Source organism: Streptomyces sp. NPDC005648, from assembly GCF_040605395.1.
In the GTDB taxonomy this organism is placed as follows: domain Bacteria; phylum Actinomycetota; class Actinomycetes; order Streptomycetales; family Streptomycetaceae; genus Streptomyces.
In genome coordinates this window covers 33,526-46,713 of the sequence record NZ_JBEXCS010000080.1, presented here as the reverse complement: position 1 = coordinate 46,713, position 13,188 = coordinate 33,526, and the positions used below count along the sequence as shown (strand labels likewise).

Genomic DNA, 13,188 nt, shown 5'->3' with positions numbered 1-13,188 from the left:
GATGCTGATGCCCAGCGGGACCACGGCGGCCGCGAGACCCTGCAGCGTACGGCCGGGGCTCGGCGAGCGGCGGGAACGCGGTCGCGAACCCTGGCCCGGACGCCGGATCGTCGGTGTCCCTGGTGGTCGTGGCGCTGGTCGTGGTGGTGGTCGACTCGGACTGCTGCGTCATCGAGGAGGCTCCCATCGCTGAGCGTCGTCGCGGAGATCGTCGAAGACCGACTTCACATGGTTCAACGCGCGTTGCACATGTGGCAGTTCCAACGGCGAGGGTGACATGAGGCATTCCGCGCGTTCGTCGTCCGTACGGCCCAGCAGCGGGCCGGTGGACAGGCGTACGCGCAGGGCGCCCAGTTCGTCGCCGAAGCGGTGGCCGCCGGGCGCGGGCATACCGAGCCGGGCGGCGAGGAACTCCTCCAGTTCCTGGGCGTCGCCGACGCCGTGGGCGGTGAGGGCGGAGCGCAACGGGCCGAGATCGGCGTAGAGATGACGGCCCGTCCGCGGGGGCCGGGAGAGCGGGCCGGCCGCCACCACGCGGGAGTGCAGCGCGGTGGCCACGCGCGCGTGGAGGTGGACGGCGGCCGCCACGCGCGCGGTGACCGGCTCGGGCTCCTGGAGCGCGTACGCGGCGGGAGCGGCGACCGGGCCCGCGATCCGGGCGCCCATCGCGGTGAGCACGTCGAGCACGCGTGCGTGGAGCGCGCGGCCGGCCTGGTCCGCCGGGAAGCGGGCCACCGCGGCCGGCCAGCCGGGCGGCAGCAGCGCCCCGGCCAGGTCGGTGACTACTGTGACCCGGTCGGGCAGCATCTCCGCCGGGCTGAGCAGCACGGTGTCGAGCGGGGCGTGCAGGGTGTCGCGCCAGGTCTCGTCGCTCACCAGGTGCAGGCCCTCGCCCGCGGCGGCCTCCACGCACGCGTGCAGCGCCTCGGGCGGGGCGACGGTGGCGGTCGGGTCGTCGGCGACGGACAGCACCAGCAGACGCGGGTCCCCGCCCTCGGCACGCACCCTGCGGACGGTCTCCAGGAGCGCGTAGGGGTCCGGGACGCCCCCGCACTCGGCCGGCGTCGCCACATGGAAGACGGGTCTTCCCAACAGGCGTGCGTACGGCGCCCACCAGGCCGCGCAGGGCCGGGGCACCAGGACGTCACCGCCCAGTGCCGCGGTCAGGGCGAGCAGCAGCGCGGGGGCGCCGGGGCCGGCGGCGACGCGGTCGGGCAGGGCGGCGAGTCCACGGCGGTCCCAGTAGGCGCAGGCGGCCTCCAGCAGCGCGGGGCCGCCGCCGACCGGTTCCCCGTCGGCGCGGGCGGCGGCCGCGGCGAGGGCGGCCGTGAGCTCGGGCAGTACGGGCAGTCCGTCCTCGGGAAGAGGTGGCCCGTAACGGACGGGGCCGTGGCCTTCCGGGTCCGTCCGCGGCATCCCTCGCTCCTCGGTCCGTGCGGTGCGGTTCGTCTCCCTGCGCTCTGAGTACCCCGTGACCCGTCGGCCCATGGGGCCCTTCCGGGTTGCGCCCGTCACACGCGCGACGGGGAGTGAACATCAGCGGTGGGGCCCGGTGTTCCGGTGTCGCAGCCGGTACCCGGCGGCGCCGAGCGCGCCCGCGATCAGGATGCCTCCGGCGACCAGCGCGGGCACGGAGTCGGTGAACGCCCCGCCCTCGCCGGCCTCGACCCCGCGCTGGATGACGGCGCCACCACAGGCGTCCCCCCGGGACCGGTCGCACGGCGGGGTCGCGCAGCCGGTGGGCCCGTCGAGGCACGGCTCCTTGCCGCAGTCGCCGTGCGCATCCGCGCAGGACCGGTCGGGGCAGTCGGTACGGGTCTCAGCGCACGGCCGGCTCGCACAGTCCGTACGCGCCTGTTCACACGCCTGGCTCGCGCAGTCCGTACGCGCCTCTTCACACGCCTGGCTCGCACAGTCCGTACGCGCCTCTTCACACGCCTGGCTCGCACAGTCCGTACGCGCCTCTTCACACGCCTGGCTCGCGCATACGGTGCGATCCTCGGCGCACGGCTGGCCCGCGCAGTCCGTGCGCCCATCCGTGCACGGCCGGCTGCCGCATTCGGTGGTCGACTCGCCGCACGGCCCGTCGCCGTCCACCCCGGTGCCGCCGTTCGCGGCGTCACGGTCCACCTGGAGCGTCGTGCTCCAGGCCGCGCCCTGTGTGCCGGGGGCCGCCGGGCAGGTGCCGTCGACGGTCCAGGCGGAGGCCGGGGTCACCGCGTCCGTGGCGTCGGCGGCGAGGTCGGTGGCCTGGGCGATACGGGCCGTGCCCCGGTAGGCGGGGCCGGAGGCCCGGTCGTCGCCCGGTACCCGGCGCAGTTCGACCGTGTCCTCGTCGAAGGCCTGTGAGGTGGCGTCGATGGTGGCGGGCGCCTGGCCCGCGACGGCGCCGCAGGAGACCGAGACGGTGACGCTGCTGCCCGGCGACACGGTGCTGGGGCTGACCTCCGCGGCCGGGTCCGCGGAGGCGGCCGTACCGGTGACGCCGAACGCGGCACCGGCCAGGGCCACGGCGGACAGGACACGGGCGGTGCGACGCATGGGGTGGGCTCCTTCGAGCGACGGCTGCGGGGGCACGCAGGGCGTGCCTCGTAGCCATCAGAGCCCGCCCAGGGGCGGGGCGCGCGTGGTCGGGCCCCATTCGCGGGACGGCGAGGGCCATGTGGGTGAGGGAGCGGCGTCCGCCGGGGACCCGGTGCCGCCCTCAGGTCGGACGGCCTTCGGAGCGGACATGATGTCGCGGCATGTGGCGCCGGCGCCGGCTACCCGGCCTCGCGCATGACCTGTTCGCGGACGCGGCTGCAGCAGCGGCTGATCAGCCGGGACACATGCATCTGCGAGATACCCAGCTGCTCGGCGATGCGGCTCTGGGTCATGTCGCCGAAGAAGCGCATGTAGAGGATGGCGCGTTCCCGCTCGGGCAGCGCGGCCAGCCGGGGCGCCACGGCCGCGCGGTCGACGACCGTGTCGAGGGCGGGGTCGGGTGAGCCGAGGGCGTCGCTGAGGGAGTAGCCGTCCTCGCTGCCGGGCAGTTCGGCGTCGAGGGAGAGCGCGGTGAAGCTCTCCAGCGCCTCCAGGCCGACCAGGACGTCCTCCTCGCTCATGCCCGCCTTCTCCGCGATCTCCGCGACGGTGGGCCTGCGGCCGGAGATCGTCTGGGAGAGGTCCTGGCCGGCGAACCGGACGCGGTTGCGCAGGTCCTGGACCCGGCGGGGCACGTGCAGGGTCCACATGTGGTCCCGGAAGTGGCGTTTGATCTCGCCGGTGATGGTGGGTACGGCGTAGCTCTCGAAGGCGTTGCCGCGTGCGGGGTCGTACCGGTCGACGGCCTTGACCAGGCCGAGGGCCGCTACCTGGCGCAGGTCCTCGAAGCTCTCGCCGCGGCTGCGGAAGCGTCCGGCGAGCCGGTCGGCCATGGGCAGCCACGCCTCGACCACCTGGTCACGCAGCATGTCGCGCCGCGGTCCGTCGGGGAGGGCGGCGAGTTCACGGAAGGCTTCGGCGGTGTCGGGGGCGTCGTCGTGCGGGTGGTGCTTCGCGCTCACTTTGGTGGGCATGGTGCGTCGCAACTCCCTGGAGGGTGCTCTGGGTTGGACGGTCACCGTGGGGGGAGGGCCGCGTGTGGGGACAGGCGCGACCGGGACGGCGCGATCGGCCGCTCCCACGGACGTGCCTCCTGTCCGAAGCACTGACACTGCGCCTGCCCCGGCCCTCTCCCGGCAAACACCGGCCGGTTCCGGGGTCCGGCAAGGACACGGGCCCTCCCTCGGCCCGGTCGGCGCATGTTTTCCCCGCAACCGTGGGGTGACTCGGCCCGCAGACGACTGCGCCCGTCCACGTCACGGCCCGGGAGGTCCGCACATGAGCACCAAGGTCTCCGACCACATCCTGCAGCGGCTGCGCGAGTGGGGGGTGGACCATGTCTTCGGCTATCCAGGGGACGGCATCAACGGCCTGCTCGCCGCCTGGGGCAGGGCCGAGAACAAGCCGCGTTTCGTCCAGTCCCGGCACGAGGAGATGTCCGCGTTCGAGGCCGTCGGTTACGCCAAGTTCAGCGGCCGTGTCGGAGTCTGCGCGGCGACCTCGGGGCCCGGCGCGATCCACCTGCTCAACGGCCTCTACGACGCCAAGCTCGACCATGTCCCGGTGCTGGCGATCGTCGGCCAGACGCACCGCACGGCGATGGGCGGCTCGTACCAGCAGGAGGTCGACCTGCACACCCTGTTCAAGGACGTCGCCTCCGACTTCATCGAGACGGTCACGGTCCCCGAGCAGCTGCCGAACGTCATCGACCGCGCGATCCGCACCGCCTACGCGCGCCGCTCCCCCACCGCGATCATCGTCCCCGGCGATGTGCAGGAGCTCGACTACTCGGCGCCCACCCACGAGTTCAAGATGGTCCCGTCCAGCCTGGACCGCAGTTCCTGGACCGCGATCCCGTCCGAGGAGTCCGTCCAGCGGGCCGCGGACATCCTCAACTCCGGTGACAAGGTGGCGATCCTGGTCGGCCAGGGCGCCGCGGGCGCGCGCGCCGAGGTCGAGCGGATCGCCGGACTCCTGAAGGCCGGCGTGGCCAAGGCGCTGCTCGGCAAGGACGTCCTCAGCGACGAACTCCCCTACGTCACCGGCTCGATCGGCCTGCTGGGCACCCGCCCGTCGTACGAGCTGATGCGGGACTGCGACACCCTCCTCACCATCGGATCGTCCTTTCCCTACACGCAGTTCCTGCCGGAGTTCGGCAAGGCGCGCGGGGTGCAGATCGACATCGACCCGCACATGGTGGGGATGCGTTACCCGTACGAGGTGAATCTCGTCGGCGACGCCAGGGCGACGCTGGAGCGGCTGATCCCGCTGATCGACGGGGAGCGCGGACGTGAGTGGTACGACCTGGTGTGCTCGAACGTGGCGCGCTGGCGCGAGGTGATGGAGCGGCGGGCGCAGCTGTCGGCCGACCCGATCAATCCGGAGTACGTCGCCCGGGTCCTGGACCCGCTGCTGCCGGACAACGCGATCGTCACCTCCGACTCGGGTTCGGCGGCCAACTGGTACGCCCGGCATCTGACGATGCGCGGCAGCATGCGGTCGTCCCTCTCCGGGACGCTGGCGACGATGGGGCCGGGGGTGCCGTACGCGATCGGCGCGAAGTTCGCCCACCCGGACCGGCCTGCGATCGCGCTGGTCGGGGACGGGGCGATGCAGATGAACGGTCTGGCGGAGATGATCACGGCGGCGAAGTACCGCGACCTGTGGGAGGACCCGCGGATGGTCGTCGCCGTCTTCAACAACCACGACCTGAACCAGGTGACGTGGGAGATGCGGGCCATGGAGGGTGCCCCGTCCTTCCTGCCCTCGCAGGCGATCCCGGACGTCCAGTACGCCGCCTTCGCCCGCTCTCTCGGTCTGACCGGCATCCGCGTCGAGAAGCCCGAGGACGTCGAGGCGGGCTGGCGGGCCGGTCTGGAGGCGGACGGGCCGGCGGTCGTGGAGTTCCTCACCGACCCGGCGGTCCCGCCGATCCCGCCGCACGCCACCTGGGAGCAGATGGAGGCGACGGCGGCGTCGGTCCTGAAGGGCGACGCGGACCGGGGCGCCATGGTCAAGCAGGGCCTCAAGGCGAAGATGCAGGAGTTCCTGCCGGGGCGGGAGAAGAAGTAGCGCGAGGAAATGTTGAACGGCCAAGCGGATTCTGTTTCACCCGGTAGGTGACGGTGTTCGTTGCCACGTGAAGCTGTTCGGCGACGGCCAGGCGGCTGCGTCCGGACACCAGATAGCGCAGGAGTGCGCATCCTCATCCACTACATGAAGGACGAAGACATTCCGCTGACCGCATCCGCCTGGAGTGAAGGCACGGCCCGCCGGGTGAAGACCGGCACGGAGGCGTTCGCGCCCCACCGAGTGGGTGGCGGTCGGCGCCGAGGGCGACGAGCGTTTTGGAACCGAAGGGCGTCATTGCCCCGTAACGACCAAAGGTTAGCTTTGCCTCCGCATTGTGAGGCGGGTGAACGGAGCGGTTGTGGGACGTCCTGAGCGGCCGGTGGATCCCCGGGCCGGTGCTGTGCAGCGTTTCGCCCATGAGCTGCGGGTGCTGCGCGAGGCGGCCGGGAAGCCGACGTACCGGGTGATGGCCGGGCAGGCGGGTTTTTCGGTGAGCGTGCTGGCGCAGGCGGCGTCGGGTGAGCGGCTGCCGTCGCTGGCGGTGGTGCTGGCGTACGCGCAGGCGTGCGGGGCGGACTCGGCCGAGTGGGAGCTGCGGTGGAAGGCTGCGGCCGAGGAAGCAGCGGACGAGGAAGCGGCAGCACGCGCGGAGGAGAAGGAGCAGCAGGCACCTTACCGGGGGCTGGTGCGGTTCGAGCCCGGTGACCACGGGCTGTTCTTCGGCCGCGACCGGCTTGTGGCGCAGTTGTCGGATCTGGTGCACGAGCACCGGTTCGCGGTGGTGTTCGGTGCCTCCGGCAGCGGGAAGTCCTCGCTGTTGCGGGCCGGCCTGATACCGCTGCTTCAGCGGACCGTGCGGGAACTGGGCGGCACGGCCGTACTCCGGGTGCTCACCCCGGGGGCCACTCCGGCGGCGACCCATGGCCGGCTGCTGGCCCCGCGGGAGGGCGAGCCGGACAGCTGGGTCGTCGTCGACCAGTTCGAGGAGATGTACACGCTGTGCCGGGACCAGGCCGAGCGGGCCCGGTTTCTCGATCTGCTCCTGGCCGCCCGGGAGCCGGGCAGCCGGTTGCGGGTGGTCATCGCGGTGCGGGCGGACTTCTACGGGCGGTGCGCCGAACACCGGGGGCTCGTGGACGCGCTGCGGGACGCCCAACTGCTGGTGGGGCCGATGACACCGGCGGAGCTGCGGGACGCGGTCGTCAAGCCGGCCGCGGCCGCCGGGCTGCTGGTGGAGCGTGCGCTGACCGCCAGGCTCGTCGAAGAGGTCGCCGATCAGCCCGGCGGGCTGCCGATGCTCTCGCACGCCCTGCTGGAGACCTGGCGGCGGCGCCGGGGCCGGACCTTGACGATGGCCGCCTACGAAGCGGCCGGCGGTGTGCACGGCGCGATCGCCGCCACCGCCGAACAGGTCTACGGACAGCTGTCGCCCGCACAGGCCAGGACGGCCCGGCAGTTGCTGCTTCGGCTCATCGAACCCGGACAGGGCGCCGCGGACACCCGGCGCCCGGTCAAGCGTGCCGAACTGGAGGAGTGGGCGGACCCCGAGGTGCCCGCGGTCGTCGAGGAACTGGCCGGCGCCCGGCTGGTGACCGTGGACGCGGACGGCGTGGAACTCGCCCATGAGGCCCTGATCAGCTGCTGGCCGCGGCTGCGCGGCTGGATGGACGAGGACCGTGAGCGGCTGCGCCACCACCGTCGCCTCACCGAGGCCGCCCGCGCCTGGGAGGAACTCGGCCGCGACTCCGGAACCCTGTACCGGGGTACCCACCTGGTACGCGCTGAGGAGTTCTTCGGGCGTCCCGGGCAGCAGGGCGAGCTGACCTCCTCCGAGCGGGCGTTCCTCACGGCCGCGCTCGATGCCCGCGAAGCCGAACGCCGGGCCGCCACCCGGACCACCCGCAGGGCACGTCGCCTCGTCGCCGCGCTCTCCGCCACCCTGGCTGTGGCGCTGATCGCCGGCCTGGTCGCCTGGCAGCAGCACCGGACCAGCCGGCAGGAAGCCACCGACACGGCGGCCCGCCGGGTCGCCGCGGTGGCCGACGCGATGCGGACGACCGACCCCAGGACCGCCATGCTGCTCAGCGTCGCCGCCTGGCGGATCGCCCCGCTCCCCGAAACCCGTTCGGCTCTGCTCGGCGCCGCCGCCCAGACCGAACTGGACGCCTTCACCGACTCCGGGTTCGGCAGCGGAGCCTTGCGCCTGCTCGTCGATTCCGGCCGTACGCTGCTCAGTTCGAACGGCCGGGAGTGGAGGACCTGGGACGTGGTCACGCACCGCCGTATCGCCTCGGGGCTACTGCCGGACGGCCAGGTGACGGGGGCCAGTCCGGATGGCCGGGTGCTGGCCGTCGATGCGGACAGCGGCGCGCGCCTGTGGGACGTGTCGGCCGGGAAGTGGACCGGTACCGGGCAGCGTCTGCCGTCGTCGGACATTCCCAGCTTCGGTGCCGGCAACCGCAGCTACCTGGTGAGCCACCTCGACGACGATCAGGTGCAGCTGCGTTCCGTCGCGGACGGCCGGGTGCTGTTCCGGACGGCGGCGGCCGACCCGACGAACGTGGCCCTGAGTGCGGACGACCGGCTGGTGGCCGTCTGCCCCCAAGGCGGTCCGATGACGGTCCGGGACATCGTCCGCCACCGCGGCCTCCCCGGCGGCTGGCGGAGTCCCGGAGCGAACCACTGTGACGACGACAACTCGTGGCTCGCGTTGGATGACGGCGGCGACCGGCTCGCCGCCGTCTCCCGCGTCGGCGTGCGCGTCTGGGACACCGCTTCCGGACGGCAATTCGCCGATATCGCCGAACCGGACATCCAGAACATCGCCTTCAGCCACGACGGGGCATTCCTGGCGGTCTCAGGACACGACGAGATCACGGTGTGGCGGCTGTCCGCCCCCTACGCCCCGGTGTTCCGCCATCCTCTGAACGGCCAGCTCCTACGCGGCGGTCTCGCCTGGGATCCCGGTCGCCCGATTCTGCGCTACCTCGAAGGCAGCACCGTCCACTCCCTCGACCTCGGGGCGGCCCTCACCGCCCCGTGGAGCAGCCACCCCCTGGAAAACGCGCTGCTCAGCCCGGACGGCGGCACGCTCGCCACCGCGGAGCGGTCCGCGAGCGGCTTCCGTTTCCAGTTGCGCGACACCCGTGACGGGCACCTGATGCGTACGCTGCCCTCGCCCCCGTTGCCCGCCTCCCTCGATCCCGCCGAGCCGGCCGTGGAGCTGGACACACAGGACACCATGTCGCTGATGGCCTTCAGCCCCGACAGCACGGCCTTCACCTACAGCGTCTCCGCCCCGGGCCGCGAAACCTCCCCCCAGCGGTTTGTCATCTGGGACCTGATCCGCAACCGCGAACGGACCATGCTGGACTTGGCGCACCAGTCATCCACCGAAGCGGTCCTCACGGTCGTGCTCGGTCCCGGCGGCCGGACACTGCTGGCCTCCAGGACGCGCGGCATCGGTCGTGTGAGCGGCGAGGTGTGGAACACCGCACACCGCAGCAGAGCGGCCATGCTCAACGACCTCGGCAGCATCCACCTGGCCGTCCGCCCCGACGGCCAGCTGCTCGCGGGAGACGTGGACTTCACCGAGCTGCCGTCCGGCCCGGTCACCCGGCGCACCCTCAGCCAGGGCGAGCAGATCAACGCCGTGGCCTTCAGCCCGGACGGCTCCCGCATGGCGGCGGGTGACATGACCGGCCGCGTAGCCCTGTGGGACGGAACCCTCCGCCACCGTACGGGTGTCCTGCCGAACCTCTTCCCAGCGGCGCTCGGTGACACCCCCGAAGCCGTCAACGCCCTCGCGTTCAGTCCCGATGGCAGGACCCTCGCCGTCGCCGGCGACTCCGGCACTCTCCAGCTCTGGGACACCGCCACCCAACAACCCCTCGGCGGCAACCTCACCACCCCCGGCGAGCCCATCAGCTCCCTCGCCTTCAGCCCCGACAGCGCCACCCTCTACGCCACCAGCGACCACACCCCGCTCCAGCGCTACCCCATCACCCCCTCCCACGCCATCACCCAGGCCTGCACACGCACCGGCACCACCCTCACCGCGGCCCAATGGCGCCTGTACATCCCCGACGCGCCCTACCACCCCGTCTGCGACACGCCCCGTCCACACTGACCACCGCTCCACCGCTCCACCGCACCGGCGCCCGCGAGGCGGTCCGCCTGTGGCCGGGCCGGTACCAGCTCCAGCTGGTGTCGATGACGAGCCGCGCCGCGTTCCCCGACGGCTGGCGTTCCCCGACGGCAGGCGGTCCCTGACGGCAGGCGGTCCCTGACGATGGCGTGACCTCCGCCCGCCGAGCAACCGTGTCGCCGGGCGGCCCGGGCACACGTATGCCGTTCCAGCCCTCTCGATCCCGCGCGTGACACGACGGGCCGGATTCCAGGGAGCACGTCGCTGACCTGTTTGTTTACGCCCATGAACTGGGTTGCCGGACAACTCACGGCCGCGAAGGATCACTCGCACCCGCATTGATCACCATCTACTCGATCTCACCCACGGTTGGTCTCACCGAGCTAAGGAACGCGAAAATGGTCCCCACCCCTGTCAAGAAGTGGCTGCTCACCATCGCAGCCTGCGGCCTGGCGGTCAGCGGCCTGGGCCTGGCCTCCGCCACGACCGCGAGCGCGGCCAACGAGACGGACCTCAACGGCAAATGGGACAACCTGCTCCCGAACATCTGTCAGGACGGCTCCAACCGGAGCGGCCAGAGCGTCTGGTACTACAACACCGTCACGCACGAGCTCCACGACAAGAGCTACCAGGGCAAGGCCCCGGTCTTCGACCGGATCGGCGACGCTCGCGCGGCCAAGGTCTACCTGAACCCGAACTGGAAGGAGCTCAAGGGCCACTGCTACTACCCCCAGTCGTCCTCCTGGACGTACGAGGGGGCCGAAACAGCCTGGTCCGAGCCGGCAAGCAACTGCGACAACGGCGGCCCCCTCAACTACAACGTCTCGCAGAGCTACACCACCACGACGACCACCACCAAGACGGTGGGCGGCTCCGTCAGTGCCGAGCGCTCCATCGGCAAGCTGTTCGATGCCGGCCTCGGCGCCGAGTTCTCGTACTCGTGGTCCTACGGCAAGTCCGTCGGCTGGTCGCGCACCGTCGGCATGAGCGTCCCGTCCGGCAGGACGGAATGGTTCGGCGCGAGACCCATCAAGCGCGTGGTGCGGATCAACCCGCACTTCTGGCTGGACAGCTACACGTGGAACACCATCAAGGACGGCAACGGCTACCACACCTCCCAGGTGTGGGGCGGCTACGGTTACCGGGCCCTCGTGGACCACGACTACTACTACGACGGCACGGCCAATGTCCTCAACAGCAGCAACCAGCCGCAGTTCCGCTTCATCCTCCACGGGCGCGCCAACAAGTACAGCGACTGCCACTGACACGTAGCGGCACCCCTGAGATCCGAAGTGCCCGCCGACCTCAGGCCGGCGGGCACTTCGCCCGGCCCCCGGATTGTTCTGAGTGATGAAAGAGGCTCGCCGGACAACCTTCCGGCCCTGACGATCGACAGGAATTCGGAATTCCGGATCCCGTCCCCCTCTCACGTAACGGAGACCTCCCATGGCCTCTCGCCTGTTGCAGCGCGTGGGCACGTCGCTCGCCGTGCCCGCGCTCGTGGTCGGCGCGTTCGCGCTGGCCGACCCCTCGCATACGCACTCGACGTCCTCGAAGGCGTCCAGCACTCTCAACCTGAGCACCAAGGACACCGAACTCTCGGCCTCGACCTGGTACCTCGCCCACTGGGACGTCGACGCCAGCGGGGAGGGCTACGCCCACACGATCAGCCACCTGCGGTCCATCATCGACGCGCACGGCGGTCACCGCGTGAACGTCCAGCGGGGCGGCCGTAACCTCGCCGTCGACGTCACCCCGGGCGCCGGCGCGGACCACGCGTACATCGACCTCACGGTGACGACAGCCGGTGCGACCATCCACCTGATCATCAGAGTCAGCGACATGTACGTCGTCGGGTGGCACTTCTATTCGCCCCAGGCCGGCAATGTGTACATCCCGCTCAGCCGCGACCACCCCGAGGACATACCCGCCGCCGTCCTGAGCCCCACGCAGAACGGATTCACGCAGTACGGCGACATGAACGGCCACGAGAACTACAACGACCTCGCCAGATCGGCCAACACATCGCTGGAGGACCTCAGCCTGAGCCACCAGAACCTCCGGCAGGCCGTCTTCGACCTGCATCAGAACCCGTCGCAGCCGCCGGCGAACTACGTGAGGAACAAGTCGGTCGGCGTCCTGCGCCTGATCATGGCCATCTCCGAGGGCACCCGCTTCCGCCCGATCGCCGCCGACCTCGGCCGTCAGCTCAACACCGGCGGCCAGACCCGCATGGCCCGCTACATCGAGTTGATCCGCAACTGGCGCGGCATCAGCCGGGTCTTCACCAACCCCGGCGGCGCCTTCAACTGGGTCCACACGGTCGGCTGGGGCGACATCCGCGACCGCACGGCCGCTGCCGCCGTCCTGATGGTCGCGCTCGCCGCCCGACCCGTTACTTCCAACATCAAGGACGAACTGTGAGGCCCACGGCTCACCGCCCTCGCCGCCTCGTCCCTTGACCCGGCATCGCCCCTCAGCTCAGCGCCCACCCCGCCCGCCGCAACGGGCGGGGTGGGCGGCGCTCACCGCGAGGTTTTCACCGCCGACGTTCATCCATTCCTGGGCCCTCGACGATCCCCATGAATGTCGTGCGCCCCCATTGGGCGGTGTAGTCCAGGGATATCCCGTAAGACATGAGACGCTCGTTGAGCCGCGCGGTCCTGGCCTGCAGCGCTCGGCGGCTCATCGGCTCCCAGGCTGTGCCGAGCAGCAGGCACAGATCATGGCAGCACCAGGGTCGCGAGGCGGAACTGAGGATGTCGAAAAGTACCTGCTGGGAGTACTGCCGTGGGCGCAGCGAGCGGTACTGTCGCGCATCCGGTGCAGGCCGTTGCGGTGAGTGCCGCATGTCCAGCCATCGCCGTTCCGCGGCGATTCTGCTGGCGAGCTCCCTGACAGGCGTGTCGCGGGGAATGACGTTGGCGGCGCCCGCCAACAGAAGCCCTGCGGGCTCCGAGTGGTCAGCAGGTACGAGCACCACCACGGATGAGATGTTGCTGAGCGCGTGCACGCGTTGCTCGAGTCCCTCGATCCACTGCGGACCGGGCACGTCCAGGACGGTGAGCGGAGTGTCGGCCTGGCGCAGCAGGACACCGTAGGCCTGTGCGGAGCCCCAGGTGTGGCTCAGGGCGGGCAGCACATGCTGACTGCGCATGGTGCGGAGCAGGGGCGCCGTCTGCTCGCGCTGAAGCGAGAGAACGATGCTTACGGGGTAGGTGACCTCCTCCTCGGCCATCGGGGAGTGGATGTTTCCTCTGCGGAGTTCAGCAATGGGCATGGAAATGCCTCTGACACCAGACCGGTGTTTTATCCACTAATCCGCTGCTCCTGTCGAGAAGCTGCTTCGTGCTGACGTTGTGGTACCAGAGGCTCTGGCTGTAGGC

The 13,188-nt window shown here is 71.2% G+C and carries 8 protein-coding genes; 4 read left to right on the top strand and 4 right to left on the bottom strand.

All coding sequences use genetic code 11. The features are described from left to right. Positions 1–168: 168 nt before the first annotated feature. From ABZT17_RS34235 to ABZT17_RS34225, 3 genes are all read right to left on the bottom strand, one after another. Positions 169–1,416 carry an aminotransferase class I/II-fold pyridoxal phosphate-dependent enzyme gene (locus ABZT17_RS34235; protein ID WP_356354788.1) on the bottom strand — a complete coding sequence of 416 codons (1,248 nt, stop codon included), beginning with the start codon at positions 1,414–1,416 and terminating at the stop codon, positions 169–171. Positions 1,417–1,536: 120 nt separating this feature from the next. Then, positions 1,537–2,541 (bottom strand): hypothetical protein, encoded by a 1,005-nt coding sequence (locus ABZT17_RS34230; protein ID WP_356354786.1) that lies wholly within the window; start codon positions 2,539–2,541, stop codon positions 1,537–1,539. A 221-nt stretch (positions 2,542–2,762) separates the two neighbouring features. Next, a complete protein-coding gene (locus tag ABZT17_RS34225) occupies positions 2,763–3,557 on the bottom strand; it encodes an RNA polymerase sigma factor SigF (protein ID WP_356354784.1) in 795 nt (264 codons plus the stop codon). Positions 3,558–3,861: 304 nt separating this feature from the next. On the opposite strand from ABZT17_RS34225, the gene ABZT17_RS34220 reads away from it, so the two are divergent. From ABZT17_RS34220 to ABZT17_RS34205, 4 genes are all read left to right on the top strand, one after another. After that, the gene (locus ABZT17_RS34220) at positions 3,862–5,655 is read left to right on the top strand and encodes a thiamine pyrophosphate-requiring protein (protein ID WP_356354782.1); all 1,794 of its coding nucleotides are present in this window, start codon (positions 3,862–3,864) and stop codon (positions 5,653–5,655) included. A gap of 358 nt (positions 5,656–6,013) precedes the next feature. Further along, a complete protein-coding gene (locus ABZT17_RS34215) occupies positions 6,014–9,784 on the top strand; it encodes a hypothetical protein (protein ID WP_356354780.1) in 3,771 nt (1,256 codons plus the stop codon). A gap of 416 nt (positions 9,785–10,200) precedes the next feature. Beyond that, positions 10,201–11,067, top strand: a complete 867-nt coding sequence (locus ABZT17_RS34210) for a hypothetical protein (RefSeq protein ID WP_356354778.1) — start codon at positions 10,201–10,203, stop codon at positions 11,065–11,067. Positions 11,068–11,248: 181 nt separating this feature from the next. Further along, the gene (locus ABZT17_RS34205; RefSeq protein ID WP_356354776.1) at positions 11,249–12,226 is read left to right on the top strand and encodes a ribosome-inactivating family protein; all 978 of its coding nucleotides are present in this window, start codon (positions 11,249–11,251) and stop codon (positions 12,224–12,226) included. Between the two features lie 115 nt (positions 12,227–12,341). Here ABZT17_RS34205 and ABZT17_RS34200 read toward each other — a convergent pair whose 3' ends face one another. After that, the gene (locus ABZT17_RS34200; protein ID WP_356354774.1) at positions 12,342–13,040 is read right to left on the bottom strand and encodes a hypothetical protein; all 699 of its coding nucleotides are present in this window, start codon (positions 13,038–13,040) and stop codon (positions 12,342–12,344) included. Between the last annotated feature and the right edge of the window lie 148 nt (positions 13,041–13,188).